The following is a 23375-nucleotide window of genomic DNA, read 5'->3' as shown; positions in this document are numbered from 1 at the left end:
AATTACATGAAATCAATCTTTTTTTTTAAAAAAAACAACCTTCAAGGTTGTTTTATATTAAGTAAAATTATTTTTTAATTGCATCTTCAATGGCTTGAATTTGTTGTTTTCGAGTTAAAGTAGCTACTAATTTATATTTCCTTTCATTTGTTTTAATCAATAAAACAAATGATAATCCTAAAAATCCTTTCCTCAATTCATGTTCTAAAATGTTTTCAAAAGGAACTCTAAATACTTCTTTAGTTGGTTTTCCGCCAATTAAACTATGTTCAAAACAAACTAATGAGTTTTCATAAACACCTATATAGCCATCTTGTCCAGCGCTAGTTGTCATTCCGCTTGCTACTTTTAAGACTTTTGCATATTCAGAGTAGACAATTTGAATCTTCGAGTACAATCCACGATCATCAATTATTTTTTCTTGTTTTAGCAAATCCATTAATAATTCAGCTTTCATATTTTCATTCCCCCTTTAGATACATTATACTATATAATTGAAAAATAAATATCGAATCTATTATTTTTTACTTGGTTATTAACAAATCATATATAATTTTTTTGTTTTTCTGTTTGGCACAGAAAAATAAAACCTTCTTATATTGGTTCCTTGAAAATCAGTATTATTCTTATAACTCTAATAGACGAAATAAAGCTCTATGTTTTCGGACCTTTTTAGAAAGTGGTTTCGCAATTACTAATGTGAAGTACTCCATATAACCCAGTTTTAGAAATCCATCGATTGCAAACAATAAATCGATGTAATCATCAAAATGGTCTTTCTCGAAAGATAAACTTCTAGAGACATTACCGGAGTAATATAGTCAGAGATATGTGATTTATCCTATTTTTTATTTATTTTGCCTGTCTTTTATATATCTTATTACAGCTATGATCCATATTTCAATAGACAAACACAACGCTATAATAACACTATAAATTGATTTAGTGAAATAGGTCACTGCTACATAGTATATTCCTGAAAACTGTATTACTACAGATAATGCCCATAGTCCTATAATTGTTTTTACTCTATCTCCTAGCGTTCGATTGATTTCTTGATAAATGTGAAGTGTAAAAACAGTCTGGACTCCATATATCAATATTAAAACTAAAGGAAAAGGAATAAAAAAATATAAGGTGTTTGATAAAATAATAACTAAATAATATAGTATGTGTTTTCTCATGTTACTACTCCCATCCATTCTCGTTAGTACTTGCTATAGAATCTACAACAACATAAATAATTACGGCAATTGCAACTACAGTTATAGCCCAAAATGCAACACCAATCAACACACTACTAAGAGTTGATAATCCAAAGAAAGTAAGTCCACCAGCTGCTGTATAGAATGACATCATGAAATTAGCTGCAATCACACCAGATACTAGAGACCATGCCTTTGTGTAATCATCACGATTCTCTGGATAAAATATACTAGATGTTCTAACGAGTGATTTATCAATTACTACAAAATTGTTCAATTGTTTTGTTGGGATTAGACTAATATCGTAACCTAACCATTCAGGTGCATTTCCGGTTATGTCCGAATACATTACTGGAGTAATTGCATAATATGTTTTTAGTTCGAATGTATCTGAAGTAGAATCAAATAGATTGATTTTCGGTTGTTTCATGCAGGTTTAGATAAATAATTTATATTGGTGAAAATCATCAATTCTATCAATCTATCTAATTATTTGTAATTTTTCTAATATAGTTTCTGATTCGCGATATATTATCCTCAACAGAACCAATTACAATATTATAGCCGAATATAAAATCATTGCATACTTACTATGACTAAAAATTAATCAAAATAATCAATTCTCGTATGTGTTGCCTGTTCAATTATTCGACATTTATCACTAAAAGTTCTGGTAAATAAAGAATGAATGGCCAATTCCAAAAAGCGTCTATAAACGTAATGAAAGTATTTCACTTTTCTGTCTTCTGATTGCTTTAATATAACCAACCGGTACAATCTCTTTCCCAGGCTTCTTTTTAGGAAAATGATATCAAGAAATAAGTATATAAGAAAGGACAAAAGAAATGTACAAATTAGTACTAGATGAATGCTATCTTGAAAGATATTTTTAATTGCAGGAAAGAAAAGACCAAAAAGCACTTCTGGCAACATACACATTAATGTATCAATGGAAATGCTTTTTTTATATCTCTTTAACAAATCACTATTATGACGTTCCATTGCTACCAACTCCAAAGAAATCTATTATTATACCAAATAAATTAATGTCCAAATATGCACTAGTAGATCCTATATAAGGTAATCCTCCAGAAAAGCCAAGTGAAATACCTCCTCCCCATGAATTAATGTCTAAAATATTCTGAGGATCATATGATAAATAAAATATTGAATAAGAATAACTCATAGTATCTTCGCCTTCTGATGTCGTAAAACTTGCTCCATATAATCCCAATTGGCCATTCAAAGATGTAAACTGACTACATTCACCATATATATTACAAGATGTACCATTCTCAATATACTGAACTTCAAGTCCTTTTCCAAGAAATTCATATCCAACCGCAAGTGGATCTGGGTTCGCAGAAAATGATACTGATATATTTTCTCCTGATTTTTCTTCGGGTGGTGTCAAAGCAATAGTTGTTGCTAAAAACAAAACAACGACCACAAAAACAATTAAGTGCAGGAATTCTCCTTCAGGATCTACATACATTACTGGAGTAATGTATCTAGAATTAAGCAATATTAAACTAGGTCATCATTTATCTTCTGTAATTCCTTTATAAATTTGTCATTCAAATTTTCGAGTTCGATGCCAAGCAAATTTGGTTCAGAGTTCTTCTTCAGTCCATGCAGAATAAAGTAATCCATAATTTGGTCGATGAAATATTCAAGGTTCTTCTTTTCATTATTATCGATTCTTACACTATGGTTAGTGATATCAAACCGTTTGAAGTAATCCGACTTCAAAAAAACCTCATGAAATAGTTGTAATTCTTCTTTTGATAAAGTTATCTCAATCATAGAATTCAAAACCTCCATCCCAAGTGATTTGTGGCATATGTTGTTACGACATATCCAAGCTCATTTAACACTACGACTGCATTCTTGCCAAAATACTTTAGAGCGAAATCAGGCTGAAGAATTACCTTCAACGGATTTCTAACAGCATCCCTAATTGCACTTCCTGCAACTCCATGTCCATCCCTAAACAGAGCCTGTTTTAGCCCGTGATCAGTAAATCCCTTTATTGGAGATGCAATTTGCCATATAGAACATGCCATTGAACCGACGATAGCCACGCCTGCGGTTATGGCTGAATAGGTATTGTATGCATTGTCGCTTAATCCTAGAATATTGTTAAATAGTCCGTCTCTAATAAGGTTATACTCAGTAAAAGATTCACCTATCGTTGAGAGTCCATTGATACCCGTAAGCACACCAGCTCCAAGAGTAATCCCTGCAATGATTGTCATAGCAAGAGGCGTTGCGGCACCAAATGTAGCAATTGATATAGATATAGCAGCAACCGCTGTCAGAACTAACAATGATCCCGCAAAGAACTGACTAATAGAGAAAAATCCGCTAGGATCTAGATACATTACTGGATTGTTTGCACAATATGCGTACATATTAGTAGATTGCACATTCCCTGTTTGACCCAGTAATCCATCTGCATTAATAAACCTACCAATTTCAGGGTTATAGTATCGACTGTTTAAATAGTACATATTAATTTCTGAATCAAACCTGTACCCACGATAAGTATATGAATTAACAGATGATATACTGCAGTTTTGAGAAACATCTTGAATATCAATTATATTGCCATATGCATCATATCGATATTTTACTATGGTATTTCCTGACGTGTCAAGGATATGTGTTATATCGCCTTGTTGATTTCTAAAATAGAAATAATCATCATTATCATAATTAAAGCTGATGAGTGTTCCATCATAATCATAAGTGTATAAAATCTGATAAGTGCCATGTGTCTCATATATTACTGAGTCCCCTAGTAATGTATATTCAATTGTTTCAGTTAATGTTTCAATCAATTCTTGACAAGTATACAGTTCTTTTCTTATTCTATATCCTTGATCATTATAATAATATTTAATCTTAAACACTGTCGATGATGAATTATTAATGTCAATTTGCGTTAATTGTCTTCCGCTCCATTTTAGGGTGGCCGAATCATAGGCCGTTCCATTATATGTAAAATAATCAATTGATATTGGATTTCCTTGGTTATCATAAGTAAATTCTTGAGAGGATGAATTTCCATTAATAATTATATCATATGATTCTAATTGATCCAACCATGTATCTGAATATTCATATGTTTTTGTTTCATATGGAGTCGCTTCAAGTACATTTCCAACGTTAAATATAATTCTAAATTGGATGTCAACGCCTATACTTGAATAAGCTCGATATTCTCTATAGTAGTAGCCTGGAATACTTGTATTTAAATTAGAAAATGTTTGTGATGTTGTCACCCCAGAATAATAAGTCATAGTTAATGGATTAAAGTATGTAAATGTGAGCGTAGGAGATTGGCCCACATTTAACACATAGATATCTCGATAGTCTTTGGTACTATTATAATACATCTTTACGACAACACCACTATCATTAAAATAGTACAAATCTGGAATTTCATATTCATCTCTTTCGTTATAATTGTATTTGTTTACTTCTAAAATGTTTCCTCTTGAATCATAAGTATAAATATTTGTGTAACAAATGTCGCTTTCTTCACAGCTATCTCCAGATACATAGATATCTTCTACTATTAATTGATTAAGTTCATCATAAAAGTAGTTATATATAGTAATTAGTGCATAGCTTTCATAATAGCTAATTTCGGTAATATTTCCAAGTTCATCATATTCATAAACATATTTGTAATCAATTCCATCTTCTGAAATATCATACGATATTTGTGTAATTCTTGTGGTATTTCCATAATAAGTAAAATCTTGTTTGATGTTTAGTAAGTTAATACTTAATTGGATGAAATGTAGTCGATATAGGGCATTAGCTTCATAATTATATTCTTTGATAATTTCATTATCTGAATTAGTTGTATAGTCAGTCCTATCATATAGCATTGACTCCGTATTATACGCTGAATATTGATTAAAATATAATTCTTTATTATAAAAATATTCTGTAACTTGTGATATTTCATTTGCTTGAAAATGTAAACTATTTAAGTTTCCTTCCAAATCATATCCATAATTAATACTATTTCCTTCATCATCAAATACTTCAATAATTCTTCCTAATCCATCATACACATAGTATTCTGTTTTATCTTCAAAAACATCGTAATATTGTGCCATTCTCCCTTCTGCATCATAGACATATATAAATTTGTCTGTGTATACAGCGTCCTCATAATTTTTAAATTGAACCTTTTCTATTTGATTATTATCGTTATATTCAAACTTGATAGAATCTAAGTTCCCATAGGTTTGTGTCTGTAAATTATTTGTATAATATAATCCATCCATCTCATATGAATAACTCATTAAAGTCTGATTATTTACTTTGATTTCAGAAATTCTATTTTGACTATCATAAATCATGAAATAGGAATATTCTTCATCCATCACAATTTCAATTAATCGATCTTTTGTGTCGTAAACATAACTGATTTGTCCATGTATATCGGAGCTTGTATAGTTAGTATAATCTTCGACAAATATCGTTTCAGTTAGTTTTCCCTCATCATCATAAAGGTATAACAAATCTTCTCCTTTTGCATTTTCAATTGCACGAAGTAACCCTGAATATTCTTCGTAAAAATAATTCGTATCATTTCCAAATTCATCAGTTTGGTAAGTTATATATTGATTTGAAAGGTTATAAGTTGTAGATGTTGTAAAACTATTGTATTCATCTCCAATTGTCAAATGCTCTACTTGATTGTATACATTTCTTGTTAGACTTGATTTGATTTTATTAAATGTGATTTCTGAGGCTTCTCCTTCTTCATTTAACGTAATTTCAGTGTATTTATTTGAAGTAATTATTGCAGTTGGAATTGTCCATATATCATTATCGTATGAAATGATTACTTCATCACCATTGGAATTTTTTATTATTGTAACTCGTCCTATTTCATCGTAAGTATATTCAGAAAATTGTGTTAAATTATTGATTAACTGTAGTCCATCAAAACATACAGCTCCTTCTCCTAAAAATTCCAATCTCAATGAAATTGTGTATTCTTTGTAAACGCCATAAAATGATTGTGACACATATTGCCAACCATTTACATTTTGATAGAGCGAAACCTTATGTTCAATTGAACTCAATGAATTCAAATCAGAAACGACTGCTATTATTTGCACAAAACGATCTTCGTAAATATCTTTCCACAAAGGTGCACCTTGATAATATATCCAACCTCCAACAGTAAAAGTACCAGAAAACACTTTAGAAATATCTACCGAAGCATATCTTACTTCATTTGGGTCACCTAAAATACTTACGTAACTATCTCCCAATAATTCATTCACATCTTCGTTAGCTAAAAGAAGATCATCCTCTAACAAATATGTTCCTGAACTAAAATTCCAGCCTACACACCCGTTTTCAAAAGACGGATTATCAATAACGTTTTTTCCATCATTGTCAAACCCTTCTGTAATATAGATATCATCAAAATATATTGTTCCTGTACTGTGATTGTATATTTTAATCGTAACTGGTGTGTTATCTGTATTTATTGTAAACTGTACGTCATAATACCCCCACTCTGAAGTTGGTAAAACGTATTCAATATTGGATTTCGTAGACACTCCCAAAATATCTATATACACTTGATTTGAGGAAGTACAATTTTTAATATATCCACTTAATGTGTATGTTCCTGCATCTAAATTTACACTCTGTTTTACATTCCCTGATGCTGAGTCATTCGTTTCTAAATTCCCCGAAATACTGCCTGCATAAGAATCTAATGTTGAACGATTATATAGAATCAGCCCTGCGTTTTCTATTTCAAGATTCCAAGGATTTGATAAATAACTACTATCGTTTTGTTCAAAGTCGTGATTTAGTACTTTGTTTAAATCATATTTACTTGAGGAAGCTGTTGACCGAATTTGATTATTAATATAGTAATTTGGTTCGACTTCATGACTAAAGGGATTGTAATACTGTTTTGATTGAAGATTGCCAAAACTATCCATTACCAATATTGTATGCCCGTAATCATCGAATTCATATATAATATATTCATTTCTATGATTTGTTATCGTCGTATGCTTAAATTGATAATCATAATTAACTTCAGAAAACTTATAAGAGCTAAAATATGATGTGATCTTTGTAACTTGACTTGTTGTATTGTAATAATAATATAGTGTATCATTAACCGATAAATAAGCTCTAGAAATTCTTCCTAAAGAATCATATAAAAAATATACCGTTTCATCAGCTGTGAATGTACCATCTAGGTTATAGTCTTTTCGATGAGTTACAGATCTTTGAGTATATTGACTTGATAAAATTGTTGTATATGTATACGTTCTTTTTTCTACCATTTTGTAAGTGTCGTCATCTTGTTTCAAAGACAAAGTCGCTAATGAAATTCCATAAGTTCCATAAGTAATATCAATCTTGTTTCCGGACGAATCAATTACCTGTTCTACCTTGTTCTGATTCGTTGAATTTCTTGAAATTGTAATAGAAAGATTTGTGTTTGAATCTTGTATCGAGATTAAATAACCCTCTGAATTAAAATTTTGTTTAATCATGTCTGGCGTCAATATATATTCAGAGATAAGAAAATGATAATAATAATGGAAGACTCGAACTAAAATGTTGCTTGATCCATCCTCCGCTAGATAACAATCATATGAATAGGTTCCTATTGATGTGTCAACGCGTTCACTACAATAATCTTGTCTATGATAATATACCGTATTTCCAGTGTAATCAGTAGTAAAAAATTTATCTTGATAATCCACTTTAGTTAGTTTTGTATTATAAATAATATTCCAACCTGCTCCATATCCTATATTTGAGGTTTTATTCAAATCATTAAATGCAAATGATAAATTCAAACTTTGTAATTCTGTCGAATAATTAATATCATTTCGTATAAATACTAGTTTCCCAGTATAATCTGAAACATATCCCGTCCCAATTACTCCCATATTTTGGGAATTATATGTCCAGTAATCTTTTACTCCCGATGGTTCTAAATATCCAAATTCGATGACTGGTCTTAACACACTATTTGTATTTTCACTCGAATACAATGTTTCATATCCTGTTGTTGTAGTGTATATTTTCATCGTATATCCCGGTACTTCAACAACACTATTTTCTTGCCATTCTTTTACATCTTTAATTATATCAAAAACATATTCCACAGACGAATCGCTTGTATCGTAATCAGTCATTTGGTCTATACAATTCGGTTTGTTAGACCACTTAACGGTAGATTCAACAAATCTAGTAGTATTTTTATAAAGTGAAATTGTATTTGGATACCCCAAATTTGCTTCATGTTCAAAAATCAGATGTGCATATGTAATTTGTTTTCCTGTCAGTAATGAGGGCATATCAAATGTAAATAATCCAAATTTTTCTTGCAAATTTTCAAGTCTTATGGTTGGAAAATCACCATAATTAACATCTGGATTAGATTCGGATACAAAAGTATCATAGATTAACATACTTTGAGTCTTGCTGCTAATCGTCGGATCAAGGATAACTGGAAAATTTGCATCTTGTAACCATTCATCATTTGGGGTTATCGTAATCATGTATTCTGCTGATTTAACTTCGATAATATCAAAGTTAATGTCTTTTGATTCATTTCCTTCGTTATCATACATATATAAATCTTGAAATGAAAAAATTTCTTCTCCAAGATTATTCAAAAATACATTTTCTCCATTCTCGTTTGTTTGAATGGATAGATCTTTTAATAAATATGTAAATGATATTGAAAAATCTTCGATATATTTATTTAGAATAATGTTTTCTTTGATTTTACTTCCAGATATAAAATATTCTAAGTCTACATTGTTTTGAATTCCTTTATACATTACTTCTTGATTGATATTCTTTAATTCTTTGATATTATTTGATGGTTCAGTATTATTTTGATATTCTATATCAGTTTTATCGATATTTTGAACAATCCAATCAATGCTGTACTCACCTAAAGAAAGTTTTATTTTTTTATTTTCATCTAATGATTTTGGAAGCTTTATTGAATATTTGTTAGCGTTGTTTTGATACTCTTCATTATTTTCGTCAAAAAATAATGAATTATCAATTTGTTTAAAAATTCCATTTTCATCGTAATGAATAACGTCGTTATAAAGCACTACTACAAAACTTCCATCGGCTTTTTGAAATGTTTTTGAGCTTTCCGTTCTTAAAGAATTTACTTCTCTTATGATAGCTACCTGTGATACATCAAAGTCTGAATCAGTTGTTGTTGAGTATTCCTCTTCCGGTACTTGTTCTTCTACCGTAGATTCAGTTAATTCCAATGCCGAAACTTTCGGCTTTTGAGGAAGATAACTTCCTAATAAGCCTTAGAGCAAAAGAACTACGATTACTTTTCGAATTTTATGAATTCCTTTGACAATAAGTAAAATCATTTCATTACTAATACTTCTTTTTAATCGTTTTACCACAATAAAATCCCCCTATTTTATTAAACAAAAAAAAGATATCAAAAAGAGAAACTAATTGCTATCTAGCAACCATTTCTACAAGATATCCTCCCAAAGAATATAAAGTACTATATATATAATCGACGATATATATAATATAATATTTATCACCTAATTCACTTTATGTCAATACGCTTAATCAATTTAATTTAAATTCAATTAATATACAATTCAATTTTTTACTAATTTTTTTTATAATAAAAAAAGACCTCATTCAAACAGATGAAGACTTAATAGTAAAAAATAATCAATAAATATATAAACCCCACCGTAAGAAAAAACAAAAAAATCCCTTGCATTATACGTAAGAGTCTATATTGTTCAAAATTGTTAAGCTGATAAAGAAGCTTATCAAACATTATACGATGAATGTAAATAGTATAAATTTAGAATAATAATTTAAATTATTCGGTTGGGCTATCATAAACTGAGTTGACTAACATATCTATGCGATTTCACCCTTTTTGAAAATAGTACATTATTGCATAAAAGCTCATTTTGTTCGAATCACCCTAATTAATATTTTTTGATGACAATATATTAGCAATGGATTAAATAAATGTAGGCATTAAGAAAACCCCTGTTAAGCAGGGGTTCAGATTTGTGTGTTGTCATAACCAAGTTTGCTAAGTAGTATATCTGTATGCATATGTTATAACATTGTCAATTAGTATATTTAAATTTTGTCTGATTTAGACTTTTTAGTGTCGCCAAAAAGAAAACACCTGGTTATCAGGTGTTAGTCAATATATGTGTTGTCATAATCAAGTTTGTGTCACTTTTGAGGTTGTCACAACCAAGTTTGCTATTTGATTAGTATGGAGTTTGTTTTAAAATGAGCTATATTTTCTTTATCGTTAAAGACACAAACATATATAAATTTAATCCTGTAACAATAAAATGATTAAATTGGTTAAAAATACAAAAGTATAACCCAATTGATTAAACACTAAGATGAATCTTGATATCATTATTTCTTTATGATCGATTTTTCTAAGTTTAATATATGTTTCCATAAATGAATTAGAAAATATCATGTCTGCTACTTTTGCTGTTTTTTTATTTATTATTAAACTTAAAATGACAGAAAGTACAATGAATCCACTCATTAAATATAAATTAATACTTATAAAAACATAGAATAACCACGCATAAGCTAAAATCATAACAAATATGATAATGAATGATAATGCAACGTTTATAAAATAAATATTTTCTTTTTTAGACTTGATATGCATATTCCATAAAAATCTAAGAATATAAAACATAGACATCACGCCTAGCCAATAGATAGCTAAACCTAAAACAATATCTACTTGTGTTAATTCGAGATTGGTTGCTAAAACAAATATATTATCCAATTTCATCGTACATCTTAATCACCTTTCTCACAATTTATTTTTCTTAATATTTAATCCATTTGATTATACGCGTAATATACATCTCCCCAAATAGCTATAGCATGATCAGTTTTTTATATCTTTAGGTTTTGGCGTGACTAGGATGTTTTGTCATAGCCAAGTTTGCTATGTTGTTATTCTGGAGTTTGTGTTTTAGGATATCATTCACAAATTCAAAATATATCTTAGTTGGCGGAAATTAAGATAAAGGAAGATCAATGTTTCCCAGTAAGAAATCTACAATATTCATGTGAATAATACCATCATGTGATAAGTCAACTTTATCTAATGAGAGAACGATTTTGGGAGATGCATCTTTAATGGGAGTAAACGCATCAAACTCTCTCTCGATTGTTCCTTTGTTAATCAGATAATATGATACTTGTATAAAACATTTTTTCATGTCTTTTAATGCAACGAAATCTACTTCACCTTTGTATGTTTTACCCGTGTAAACTTCATACCCTCTAACAATGAGCTCGTTATAAATGATGTTTTCTAGAAAAAATGTATCTTCAAAGTTAACTAAATTGGTATTTATCGTTCTAATCCCTGGATCGATTGCATATTGCTTTTCTATCGTTTTCAATATTTCTTTTCCAACAATATTAAATCTTTTTACTCTTGAAATGAAATAAACCTTTTCCATTTTTTCAAGATAGTTATAGATCGTCTTTTTATCTATCTCAATCTTATTCCTATTGTTGATGGTATTAAAATAATTGGTTATATTTGCTGCCGAAAATTCTTTTCCTGCATTTGCTAGTACATAAGAGCATATTGATTTGAATTTATACTCTTCAATGTCAGAATTTCGTTTTAGAATATCTTTTGAGATGATTCCATCATAAACATTATCCAAATATTGTTTAATTTCATGTTCGCTACCAAAGTTAAATCTTTGAGGAAACCCTCCCCATTTTAAATAATCAAAAATGAAATCTTGATCCACTTCTCTTCCGATAAGTTTCATATAGTCAGTAGCTTCTTTATAATTAAATGGAAATATCTCAAATTCTACTGTTCTTCCTACCAATAACGTCGCTAGTTCACCCGATAGAAGTTTGGAATTGCTTCCTGTGACAAATATCGAGCAATTTTTTGTAGCTTTAAAAGAAGCAATTGCTTTTTCGAAATCTTTGACATGCTGTATTTCATCCAAAAATAAGTAATACTTATTATCGTCTTTAATTTTGGATTTGACATAATCATTTAATTTGGAAGATGTCTTTATATATTCATAATCCATATCTTCAAAGTTTATGGCAATGATGTGATTCTCATCAATGCCTGTATTTTTTAATTCATCGATAATTTGTTCTAAAATCCTTGATTTTCCAGCTCGTCTAATTCCTGTCAAAACTTTGATCAAATCGATATCATAATATTTTCTTATTTTTGAAAGATATAATTCCCTTATAATTAACATATTTATCACCCACAATAATTATATCATCATTTCATAATTTTACGGAAAATATTTTACATTAATTCTTAATATTTTTGATTTTGTGGAAACTTTTTGCCTTAAAAAAGAATTTATACAGTCAATTTCGCCATATTGTCCGTATTTGATTATAATATTGTCGCCAAAAAGAAAACACCTGGTTATCAGGTGTTAGTCAGTTTATGGCGGAAGAGGTGGGATTCGAACCCACGCGCCCTTGCGGACGACTGCATTTCGAGTGCAGCTCGTTACAGCCTCTTCGATACTCTTCCAAAAAAAGAAAACCCTATGACTATCATAGGGTCTAAAAACAACTGGAGCAGGTAAAGAGAATCGAACTCTCATAGTAAGCTTGGAAGGCTTAAGTTCTACCATTGAACTATACCTGCATCGATTAGGTAAAGCCTATAATATTGTATCACTAGTGACAACTTTTAAAAAATGGAGCAGGTAAAGAGAATCGAACTCTCATAGTAAGCTTGGAAGGCTTAAGTTCTACCATTGAACTATACCTGCGCCTTATCGCAAAATTATATTATCATAAAGCCGTTTGACTGTCAACAAAAAAATGAGGGATTACTTATTTTTCTCTACTACTCTCATTTTTGCACTGTGTGAACGATTGTTTCCTAAAATTTCTACTTCCGATGGAAGAATCACATGCTTGTTAATTAGTTTCAAAGTTGGTTTTTCAGTAATAATGATTGGTAGTCCTTTAGGAATATCAATGGTGGATAATTCTCTAAAAATCATTTTACAGATTCTATCTTCAAGAGAATGAAATGTAATCGTTACAATTCTTCCTCCAGGATTTAACAAAGAAACAGCATCATACAAAGCTTTTTCTAAAACACCTAATTCATTGTTTACCGCAATTCGTAACGCTTGAAAGGTTTGTTTGGCTGGATGGCCCTTTTTCCTTAATATTTTTCCTGGCAAAGATTTCTTTATGATCTCTACTAACTCAAAAGTTGTTTTAATCGTTTGGTGAGACCTAGCTTCTAAAATATTGATTGTAATGTTTTTTGCGAAAGGTTCTTCTCCATAGCGATACAAAATTTTCATGATTTCTTCTTTTGAATATTCATTGACAATTTCATAAGCTGATAAAGCGGATTTTTGGTCCATTCTCATGTCTAGTGGACTATCATAATTATAAGAAAATCCTCTTTCTGGTAAATCAAATTGAAAAGAAGAAACTCCTAAATCAAATAATATTCCATCCACTTTTTCAATTCCCATTTCTTCAAGTACGGATTTTGCATGTTCAAAATTAGAGTTAATGTATGTAATATTTTTATAGTTTGCTAATTTAATTTTTGCTTGTTTTAAAGCATATTCATCTTGATCAAAAGCGTACAAGTGACCCTTTTTGAGATGCTGAAGAATGACTTCGCTGTGACCTCCGCCACCTAAAGTCATATCTACGTATAATCCATTTGGATTAATATTTAGATTTTCAATTGCCTCATTTAGCAATACAGAAACATGTTCAGCCATTTTATCACCAACGTCATTATACCATATCTTAAATAAATACTAAAAGAAAAACGCTGATTTTATCAGCGCTTCTTTTCTTTTAAAATTATTCTTTTTCTTCTTTGACTGGTTTTGGTTCTTTCACAAGGATACCCTTATAAAAACCGCATTTTCTGCAAACTTGATGAGATAGTGTAACTTCTCCACAATTAGGACAAACAGCCATTGTTGGTGCATCTAACTTGAAATGTGTTCTTCTTTTTCTTTTAACTGACTTGCTCGTTTTTCTTTTTGGTACTGCCATGATTTCACCTCCTGTAAATAATTACTACTCTTTTAAATTGTTAAATGGATTGTCAGTAAGAATTTCTTCTTCATCAATTGTTGCTAGTTCTTCTAAGCAAGGATTGGATGCATTTTTGCTTACCACTTTCATCGGTTTCTCTACTAAAATTTCTGCCCAAACGTAAGGATCGAGATCAATAGTAATTCCATCGATAACATGAGTGTCATCATCAATAAACGTTTTTGAGAAATGTAAAGCTGTTTCAAAATCCAGAGGAACATCTACTGGTTTCAGTGTAATTGCACAAAGCATAGTAAGGGTAACCTTAATGTGCAGTTCAAATAGATATAATCTGTTTTCTTCGATTATATTGAAACGTCCTTTAACATCTGCTAAAGAAATATCGACAAGATCTAATATATCTTCGTTTATGAATTTATCACATTCACAGAGGTATTCGAACTGATTGTTGGTGTAACTAAGTTTCCTTAGTTCGTGAATTGTCCACTTCATTTTACCACCTCAACACAGCAAATAAATTATACTTTTTTTTCAAAGGAATGTCAAGAATTAATCACTAATAATGGTTGACCTCAGGAAAACAGTGTTGATGAACGGGTCCTAACACAAAAAAGCCTTCTGCTTCTATAGATTTCGCCAATAACCCTAGAGCTTTTCCGTGAATTTCTAAGTAAGAATGAATCATTTGATAATCTTCAAATTCTTTAAACTGACTTTTATGTTTTTGAATGGCGTTTGAACGTCTTGATACATTCTCATTAGATAAAGAAATGGTTTGATTTGGTCTGTGTGTATAATAATATGCTAAAGTTCTTGGCCGAAAATGAGATAAAAATTTATCATTAATTTCGAGATGATTACGAACGAACATTAAAGGAAAAGCGGCCATAATAATGGCTAAATTAGATGCTTCACCGCACTTAATATGATCTGGATGAATTTCTGAAGGCAAATTAGGGTCAGAACAAACAACTAAGTCAGGATTAAGTTCTAAAAGAACAGTAGCTAGTTTTTTTGCTGCATCGAAAACCTCATAATACCCTCCGTCAGGAAAATCAAGAAAATATACTTTTTTCACACCTAAAAATGCTGCTGCTTCTTCACTTTCCTTTTTACGTGTTTCAATTAATTTTTCAATATTTTGGGAAACATCTCTACTGCCAGAGCCTCCATCAGTCATAATAACAAAATTTACTTCTTTTTTAAGTTTTATTAATTTATCGACTGTGCCTCCCGCACCTATTTCAATATCATCAGGGTGCGCTCCAATAAAAACAACTTTTTCGTGTTGTTCAATTTCTGGAATGGGAGCTATTTGTTTTAGCAGTTCAATATACATCGAAATCCCTCATTTCTTTTTCATCTATTTAAAACTTATTATAGACTGTGCATTCTTTATTGTAAACACTCTTATTCATTTCAAAGTAAAATTACTGGCATTATTCTTGTAATGCGTTATAATATATCATGTTAATCTATAGAAAACGAGGAAAATATATGCCCTATACAAAAGAAGATATTTTAGAAAGAATTGAATCTGTTATTGATCCAAGCCTTGAAAAGACATTAGGTGAATTAGATGCCATAAAACATGTAGGAATAAATCCTGAAACCGAATCCGTCATGTTGTTAATTGAAGTTGGAATTAAAAACACCGAAATCACAAGTCAAATCACAAGAAACGTTGCCCAAATTGTAAAATTAGATATGGGTTTTAAAAGTTTAGTCATTGACTATAATCAAACCAGACCTGCAACCCTCACAAAATCATTAAAAGTGATTGGAATTGCTTCAGGAAAAGGTGGAGTTGGGAAATCTTCTGTAACGGCTAATTTAGCTTATGCTCTTACTTCTCTTGGAAAAAAAGTGGGGATAATTGACGCAGATGTTTATGGAGCAAATATGCCTAAAATATTTGAATGCGAAACAAAAGAACTTATGGGAACAGCTGAAGGAAAAGTATATCCATTTGAAAAAGATGGAATTGAAATGGTATCTACTGAATTCTTCGTTGATACTGATAGAGCACTTATGTGGAGAGGACCCATGCTTAATAAAGTATTAAAAATATTTTTTGAAGACACTCTTTGGAGCGCAGATTTAGAATTTTTACTCATAGATTTACCACCTGGAACCGGAGATGTAATCATGGATATTAAAACCTTTGTCCCAGATGCTAAAATGATTCTTGTGACAACTCCTCATCCAAATGCAACTCATATTGCAATTAAAGCAGGATTTGCCGCAAAAGACCTAAGTCAAGATGTGATTGGCGTTATTGAAAACATGTCATATTTTGAAGTAAACGGAAAAAAACATTATATTTTCGGAAAAAATGGCGGCGAAATGGTAGCAGACAAATTAGTTGTTCCTTTCTTAGGTGAAGTCCCAATTGGTCAACCAAAATCAGGTAATCCATCTATTTTCGCTGATTCAGAACCAATCGGAATCATTTATTTAAATCTTGCTAGAAAAATTTTAGCCCTTCTTTAGGTTGATTTAAAATATTTTATCTAAAAATGAAAAGCAAACGGAATTTAATATTCCTGTTTGCTTTTTTTTAATGTTTTTAATCGTTTAATAGCTTTATTAGTCTTCTGTTGATTTGCAAGAGCATCTTTATATCTTTTATTACTTGATAAAATAGTTACTATTTTTTCATTGACTAAATTCATTAAATAGATATTTTGTAATTTTGTAACATAAGGCATCACTTGATTGATTAAATATTCTTTATATAAAAATTCTTCGTTTTTTTCTTCAAAAGATAACAATTTATAATAATCAATTTCTGAATCCATTAAGCAGTAATTTTGATTTATTTCTTCTTTTATACTATTATATTTATTTACATTGCTTTGTTTTTTGTAAAACAAACATTTAAGGTACAGCGAGTCCAAATAGTACTGTCCTTCTTTTTGTATTTTATCTAAATATATAAGTGGATTTTCTTCTTCAATTGAAAGAAGAACAAAATATTTGTTTCTTTGGTTTAAACATAAAGAATTTGACAAGAAATCATGATGATATATTTTATCTCTTTGATTTTCATAAACGTAGAAAAGATTTAACATTGCTCTCATTTCAAAAAGTTTGCTCATTACTCCTTTTTCCATATACATGTTTTTCGCATTTTCATAAGCACTTCTTGACACATTAAATAAATGTAAATTCCCGTATATTTGAAATTTTAAGAATTGATATATTCCAAATATTTCATCATTCATATAAAAATGTTGACTGACAGCTTCGTATAAAGATCTTGCTGTTTCATAATCCTCTTTTGAAACATAAAGCCAACATGCATACAAGGAATACACTGTAAATCCATAATCTTCAAGAGAATTCAAGTATCGAATCAATTCATTGTTAATCATTTCAGCTTCATCTGTATTTCCTATTAATGTATGATAACCCAACCGAATAATTTGAATCAATATTCCAAACTCATATTTTTCGCATTCGTCGTATAATGTTTTATAAGCTTCTTTATCATCTCTATAGAAATATTGAATTGATTTTTCCATGTTTTCAATCATTTTTTCTGGAAAACTTGTTTCTTGAAAAGAGATATTCATACGCTCCATAATCAAAAGAAGACTTTCTTTGTTCACAGCAATCGCATTATTTTCAATTTTTGAAATATAAGTGTTAGAGCATATTCCCCTTGCAAGCAGTTCTTGTGTTAAATTACACTCAATTCTTTTTTTTCTAATTGAATCTCCAATTCCGCGATAATAGAATTGAAAAATTTCTTTTTTTCTTCTCTCAAGTTCTTTTCCCAGCTTCATTCTCTGCCTCCATCATTAGGATATAATTTTAATGACTTTTATTAATTCTTTTAGAAGTATAAAATTCATTTTAATGACATTATAAACAAATACGCTAAAAAAGAAAAGGATTTTTTGTTGAATGATTTTTTATGATTTGCAACTATATGATTATCCCGCTAAAATTTAAACAAAAAAAAGAAACTACTTCTAAATAAGTGGTTTCTTACAAACGCTAATAATCGGGCAATTTTGACAGTTTGGTTTTTTTGCTTTGCAAAAGTATCTTCCAAAAAAAATGAATTTGTGATGCAAATCTATCCAAAGACTTTCATGATATAAATTCATCAATTTTACTTCGATTTGTTCTGGATTATCCGTTTCATCTGCAAGGCCAAGTCTTACGGAAATTCTTTTAACATGTGTATCAACTCCAATTCGTGGAACATGATACCATTCCGCTAAAAATACATTAGCTGTTTTTCTTCCAACACCAGGAAGGGATTCGAGCATTTCTTGACTAGGAAGTATTTCACCGTTATAGAAATCCTTTATTTGTATACTCATTGCTTTGATATTTTTTGCTTTTACTTTATACAAACCCAAATGTTTTAATTTCTGTTCAAGAACTTCTAAAGGAACTTGAATATAGTCTTCAATATTCTTATATTTATTAAATAAAGAGTTTGTTACTTTATTCACTGCTTCATCTGTTGTTTGAGCGCTTAAAATAATTGCGATTAATAGTTGTATGGCATTCTGATAGTTTAATTCACAATGAGCATTGGGAAAAAGTTTGGTAATTTCTTGATAAATAAAACTTTCTTTATTTATTGTTTCTTTTCCCATGAATCAAAAAACGCCTTTAATGCTTCTGATTTTTCTGGATTGTAAACTACATCTGAACTCTTTTTCAGTTTTGCTCTTCGTTTAATCAAAATACTGTCCACATAACTAATGGAATATTTATTTGCTTTGATAGCATCAAGCAAAGCTTTTTTAATTTCTAACATTTCAAAGTGATCTTCGCTTAACCATTTTTGAATTATTTCAATTTCTAAAGGCGTCAGTAGCTTTTGAAATTGACTTTCAATCATATCTACTAATTCTTCTTCATTTGTTTCATATTTTTTTGGTTGATTGATGATTTCATCTTTAATAACTTTTTGATAATATAGTAAAATCTTTTGGATAGTTCCATCTAAAAAAAAGATTTCTGTGTCTTTTCCTGATTTTGTTTTTTTAAGTTGAATAGACAAATAACCCTTTTTAATGAGGGAATCTAAAATAGTTAATAATTCATCTTTTGAAATAGTAATGTTCTTAATGATTTTTGAAGGATTTAAAAAAGTATTGCCTTGACGCATTTGATTATGAAGTTCAATAATGATGAATGCTTCAATTTCAGATAATCCAATAAATTTATAATTCTTAAACATCATTTTTTGGAAATCAAGAATATCATCTTCTATTAACTTCTTGGCAAGGTTGTAATCCATCGAAATTCCTCTTTTCTTCTATTCTTCTAAAGTATAATCACTAGAAGCAAGCTTATTCAGTGTTGCTTTTGCTGCATTTTGTTCAGCTTCTTTTTTTGTTTTTCCGGTACCTTCACCCATTACTATATCATCATCCATATAGACTCTTGCGACGAACTCTCTTTCATGTGCTGGCCCAGATTCAGACACAATCACATAATTTAAAGTTCGTTTATCCGATTGCACCAACTCTTGAAGTTTGCTTTTATAATCATTATCTTCTTGATTCATCGTCTTTCTAATAATTGGAAAGACGATTTTTTCAAGCACTTTATATATTTCATCAAATCCTTTGTCAAGAAAGATAGCTCCCAAAAACGCTTCGAATGCATCGGCTAAAACAGCCGCTTTTTCTCTGCCACCATTTTTTTCTTCGCCTTTTCCTAACAATAAATAATCTCCTAATTGAAAACTTTTCGCATAGACATATAAACTTTGTTCACAGACATCTTGTGCTCTTTTTTTAGTTAAAACACCTTCGTCGTCTGATAAATGTTCAAATAAAAATTTGCCAACAGCAAGGTCTAACACTGCGTCCCCAATAAATTCTAATCGTTCATTACTTTTAGTATTATGTTCATTTGCATATGATGAATGTGTCATAGAACGAACCAATAAATCAAATTGATTAAATGAAAGGCCAAACCGTTTTTCTAATTCACGTAATTTTTCATTCATCGATGTCATTTCCTTTTGTTTCTTGAATGTATTTTTCAACTTTTTCGAATACTTGATTTCTTACAACCATTGCTGCTTGTCTAATACCATTATAGAACCCATAGGCACTAGAAGATCCTTGCGCTTTTATTACAGGACGATATAATCCATAGATTAAAGCGCCTCCGATTTCTTCAGCTGAAATTGCTTTTTTAAAATTAGAAAGATTTTTCTTTGCAAATAACGCACCGATTTTTCCCCAAACCGTCTTTGTTAATTCTGCTTTCAAGATTTTACCCATACCTTTTGCGGTGCCTTCAATCGTTTTCATAACGATATTTGCAGTAAATCCATCACTTATAAGAATGTCACAAGGTGGATCTAATACGGATTTAGGTTCAACGTTTCCATAAAAGTTAAACAAATTCGTTTCTTTAAAAAGATGAAAAACTTCTTTATCGAGTTCTCTTCCTTTTCCATCTTCAGTACCTATATTGATTAATCCAACAATTGGATCATTTCTTCCAAGGATTTCTCTTGCATAAACCGATGCAAAATAGGCTTGTTGAAGCATATGCTCAGGTCTGATTTCAAGATTTGCTCCCGTATCAAGCAAAATGGTTGGTTTCCCACTAACTGAAGGTAAAACAGGCGCTATTGCTGTTCGTTTAAACCCCGGCATTCTTCTTACAAGAATATGAGCACCTGCAATTAATGCTTGAGTGGCTCCGCTACTAACTACTGCGTCATTTTCATTTTTTCTTAGACTAGCTAACGCCATAGCCATGGAAGATTCAGGATGTTCTTTTATAACTTTAATAGGATTTTTTTCTCCCATTGGGATAATATAATTTGATTGAATAATATGTATTCGTTCATCATTTGAAAGATATTTTTTAATTTCTGATTCATCTCCATAAAGGTTAATTTCAATATCAGAAATTTTTTGAATGGCAAGCATTGCACCTTCTACTTGTTCTTTTGGCGCAAAATCTCCACCCATTGCATCTACACCTATTTTAATCATTTTAACACCTCAACTTCTGTTTAAGTATATCATATTTTAATCTAAATGATAAGATTCAATTTGTTTAATTGTATGATTAATTAATTTTTTAGCTTTAAGATCAGAGGAACTCATTAACGATTTAGCATCCTCTATTGCAAGTTCTAATAAAGCTTGATCTTCGATGATATTTGCCATCTTAAATTTAGGGATTCCTGTTTGCTCTTCCCCAAAAACTTCTCCTGGGCCTCTTTGGAGTAAATCTGCTTCACTTATTTCAAATCCATCTGAAGTTTTTTCTAAAATCGATAGTTTGTTTGTTTCTTTTACTAAATCATCTACAATCAAATAACAATAGGATTGCAAGTCATTTCTTCCTACTCTTCCTCTTAGCTGGTGAAGTTGTGATAATCCAAATTTTGATGCATTAATTACAATCATCATCGTAGCATTACTAACATTAAGTCCCACTTCTACAACCGTTGTAGATACCAAAGCTTGTATTTTATTCGAATAAAATTTATCTATATTTAGCGATTTCTCATCGTTTTTCATTTTTCCATGTAAAAATCCAATTTGATATGATACATCAATATTTTTCTTTATTATTGTTTCAAATTCTTCAAGTGAAATCAAGGAAGATTTCTCGTTTTCATCAATTAATGGAACAATAAAATAAGCTTGGTGCCCTTTAGATAATTCTTGATTTACATGTTGGAAAACACGATCAATGTGTTCGAAATCAACGATTTTTGTCTTAATTTGTTTTCTTCCTAAAGGTAAGGACTTTATCGAGGAAATATCCATATCTCCAAACAAAGTAATTGCCAGCGTTCTTGGAATCGGCGTAGCACTCATAAATAGGACATCAGGAGTTAATCCTTTTTGCCTCAAAATCTTTCTTTGGTTTACTCCAAATCTATGTTGTTCGTCAATGATGACAAATCCAAGATTTTTAAAAACAACTTCTTCTTGTATTAATGCATGTGTTCCAATTAAAATATCGATTTTCCCACTTTTTAAGTCTTTTAAAATTTCTTCTCTACTTTCATTTTTTATACTACTACTTAAAAAAGCTATTACTACACCAAATGAATCTAAATAATGTTTCATTGTTTGATAATGCTGATACGCTAGTATTTCTGTTGGTGCCATCAACGCTACTTGTTCCAAAGCTGAAACAACAGCAAGGCTTGCAATTATTGCACAAATCGTTTTGCCTGACCCTACATCCCCTTGAAGAAGTCGATTCATTTGTTTTTGATTTTTTAAATCTGTAAACAGTTCATTTGTTGCTTGTTTTTGATCATTAGTAAGCTTAAAAGGGAGCGTGTCGATAAATTTTTTTACTATGGTAAGATCGTATTTTTTTGATTTGGTGAATATTCTCGAATTCATTCTTTTGAAAGATTCGATTTTTAAGGCAAATAATAATAGCTCTTCGTATTTAATTCTTTTTGAGGCATCTAATACATTTTTTTCACTTATTGGATTATGAATAATCTGCAAAAAAGATGATAACTCAACAATTGTATTTTTCTCTAATAGAAAATTTGGAATGGGATCATAAATTGACCCCTTGATTTCATTCAATCCTTCATTAATCCATTTATGAAGCGATTTATCGCTTATTGAATTGATATGGTAAATTGGAATAATTCCTTGAATATAATTTGCTTTTAATGTTATGTCACTTGCATGAAATTGTATATAATTATGAATAAATTTACCCGTAATAACAATTTGGATTCCTATTTGTAACGAAGACATTAAAAATTCTCTGTTAAAAATAGTTGCGGTAATCACTTTGTTTTCTACTTCAATTTCTAAAGATAATTTTGTCAATCTTTTCCTAATATAATAGAGTTTTGGTAATTTAATAACCGTTGCAAATAAAGAAATCTCTTCCCCTAATACTGCTTGACTAAAAGAATTTATTTCGTGCTTGATGTATTTAGTTGGAAAAGAATTGATTAAATCTTCAATCGAATAAATACCATGTAAATTTAATTTCTTTTTTGAAGATTCTCCAATTCCTTTCAGATTCAATAATTCACTCATTATG

20 protein-coding genes and 3 tRNA genes are annotated in these 23375 nt (G+C 30.1%); 1 reads left to right on the top strand and 22 read right to left on the bottom strand.

What is annotated here, in order from left to right; all coding sequences use genetic code 11:
- Positions 1–67: 67 nt before the first annotated feature.
- The 16 genes from KJ971_03265 to KJ971_03190 form a co-directional block, all read right to left on the bottom strand.
- Positions 68–457, bottom strand: coding sequence for a hypothetical protein (locus tag KJ971_03265; GenBank protein ID MBU1144862.1), 390 nt, complete (start codon positions 455–457; stop codon positions 68–70).
- A gap of 391 nt (positions 458–848) precedes the next feature.
- The gene (locus KJ971_03260; GenBank protein MBU1144861.1) at positions 849–1184 is read right to left on the bottom strand and encodes a hypothetical protein; all 336 of its coding nucleotides are present in this window, start codon (positions 1182–1184) and stop codon (positions 849–851) included.
- A gap of 4 nt (positions 1185–1188) precedes the next feature.
- Positions 1189–1635 carry a hypothetical protein gene (locus KJ971_03255; protein ID MBU1144860.1) on the bottom strand — a complete coding sequence of 149 codons (447 nt, stop codon included), beginning with the start codon at positions 1633–1635 and terminating at the stop codon, positions 1189–1191.
- A gap of 173 nt (positions 1636–1808) precedes the next feature.
- Positions 1809–2207: an RDD family protein gene (locus KJ971_03250; GenBank protein MBU1144859.1), complete on the bottom strand. Its 399-nt coding sequence runs from the start codon at positions 2205–2207 to the stop codon at positions 1809–1811.
- Entirely contained in the window at positions 2194–2730 is a 537-nt protein-coding gene (locus KJ971_03245; GenBank protein ID MBU1144858.1) for a hypothetical protein, read from the bottom strand. Before KJ971_03245 ends, KJ971_03250 begins: the two co-directional genes overlap by 14 nt.
- A 2-nt stretch (positions 2731–2732) precedes the next feature.
- On the bottom strand, positions 2733–3020 hold the full coding sequence (locus tag KJ971_03240) for a hypothetical protein (protein ID MBU1144857.1): 288 nt from the start codon (positions 3018–3020) through the stop codon (positions 2733–2735).
- Positions 3017–9520, bottom strand: a complete 6504-nt coding sequence (locus KJ971_03235) for a hypothetical protein (protein ID MBU1144856.1) — start codon at positions 9518–9520, stop codon at positions 3017–3019. The genes KJ971_03240 and KJ971_03235 overlap by 4 nt, the downstream gene beginning before the upstream one ends.
- A 1067-nt stretch (positions 9521–10587) precedes the next feature.
- Positions 10588–11073, bottom strand: coding sequence for a hypothetical protein (locus KJ971_03230; protein MBU1144855.1), 486 nt, complete (start codon positions 11071–11073; stop codon positions 10588–10590).
- Positions 11074–11305: 232 nt separating this feature from the next.
- Positions 11306–12535: an ATP-binding protein gene (locus KJ971_03225; protein ID MBU1144854.1), complete on the bottom strand. Its 1230-nt coding sequence runs from the start codon at positions 12533–12535 to the stop codon at positions 11306–11308.
- A gap of 201 nt (positions 12536–12736) precedes the next feature.
- Positions 12737–12825, bottom strand: a tRNA-Ser gene (locus KJ971_03220).
- Positions 12826–12868: 43 nt separating this feature from the next.
- Positions 12869–12942: transfer RNA gene (locus KJ971_03215), tRNA-Gly, on the bottom strand.
- Between the two features lie 53 nt (positions 12943–12995).
- A tRNA-Gly gene (locus tag KJ971_03210) sits at positions 12996–13069 on the bottom strand.
- Between the two features lie 60 nt (positions 13070–13129).
- Positions 13130–14053: a 16S rRNA (cytosine(1402)-N(4))-methyltransferase RsmH gene (rsmH, locus tag KJ971_03205; protein ID MBU1144853.1), complete on the bottom strand. Its 924-nt coding sequence runs from the start codon at positions 14051–14053 to the stop codon at positions 13130–13132.
- Positions 14054–14138: 85 nt separating this feature from the next.
- A complete protein-coding gene (gene rpmF, locus KJ971_03200; protein ID MBU1144852.1) occupies positions 14139–14336 on the bottom strand; it encodes a 50S ribosomal protein L32 in 198 nt (65 codons plus the stop codon).
- 24 nt (positions 14337–14360) lie between these two features.
- Positions 14361–14831 carry a DUF177 domain-containing protein gene (locus KJ971_03195; GenBank protein MBU1144851.1) on the bottom strand — a complete coding sequence of 157 codons (471 nt, stop codon included), beginning with the start codon at positions 14829–14831 and terminating at the stop codon, positions 14361–14363.
- A 64-nt stretch (positions 14832–14895) separates the two neighbouring features.
- On the bottom strand, positions 14896–15678 hold the full coding sequence (locus KJ971_03190) for a PIG-L family deacetylase (protein MBU1144850.1): 783 nt from the start codon (positions 15676–15678) through the stop codon (positions 14896–14898).
- A 158-nt stretch (positions 15679–15836) separates the two neighbouring features.
- Here KJ971_03190 and KJ971_03185 point away from each other — a divergent pair, with 158 nt between their 5' ends.
- Positions 15837–16832, top strand: coding sequence for a P-loop NTPase (locus KJ971_03185; protein ID MBU1144849.1), 996 nt, complete (start codon positions 15837–15839; stop codon positions 16830–16832).
- A gap of 44 nt (positions 16833–16876) precedes the next feature.
- On the opposite strand, the gene KJ971_03180 is transcribed toward KJ971_03185, so the two are convergent.
- The 6 genes from KJ971_03180 to recG form a co-directional block, all read right to left on the bottom strand.
- The gene (locus KJ971_03180) at positions 16877–18130 is read right to left on the bottom strand and encodes a helix-turn-helix domain-containing protein (protein MBU1144848.1); all 1254 of its coding nucleotides are present in this window, start codon (positions 18128–18130) and stop codon (positions 16877–16879) included.
- A gap of 189 nt (positions 18131–18319) precedes the next feature.
- Positions 18320–18958: an endonuclease III gene (nth, locus tag KJ971_03175; GenBank protein ID MBU1144847.1), complete on the bottom strand. Its 639-nt coding sequence runs from the start codon at positions 18956–18958 to the stop codon at positions 18320–18322.
- Complete coding sequence (locus KJ971_03170) at positions 18940–19608, bottom strand: DnaD domain protein (protein ID MBU1144846.1); 669 nt, start codon at positions 19606–19608, stop codon at positions 18940–18942. Before KJ971_03170 ends, nth begins: the two co-directional genes overlap by 19 nt.
- Before the next feature lie 18 nt (positions 19609–19626).
- Positions 19627–20334: a ribonuclease III gene (gene rnc, locus KJ971_03165; protein MBU1144845.1), complete on the bottom strand. Its 708-nt coding sequence runs from the start codon at positions 20332–20334 to the stop codon at positions 19627–19629.
- Positions 20318–21331, bottom strand: coding sequence for a phosphate acyltransferase PlsX (gene plsX, locus KJ971_03160; GenBank protein MBU1144844.1), 1014 nt, complete (start codon positions 21329–21331; stop codon positions 20318–20320). Before plsX ends, rnc begins: the two co-directional genes overlap by 17 nt.
- Positions 21332–21367: 36 nt before the next feature.
- Positions 21368–23371: an ATP-dependent DNA helicase RecG gene (gene recG / locus KJ971_03155; protein ID MBU1144843.1), complete on the bottom strand. Its 2004-nt coding sequence runs from the start codon at positions 23369–23371 to the stop codon at positions 21368–21370.
- Between the last annotated feature and the right edge of the window lie 4 nt (positions 23372–23375).

It is taken from the genome of Bacillota bacterium (assembly GCA_018818595.1).
Taxonomy (GTDB): Bacteria; Bacillota_I; Bacilli_A; order Izemoplasmatales; family Hujiaoplasmataceae; genus JAHIRM01.
This window is presented reverse-complemented; position numbering and strand designations above follow the sequence as displayed.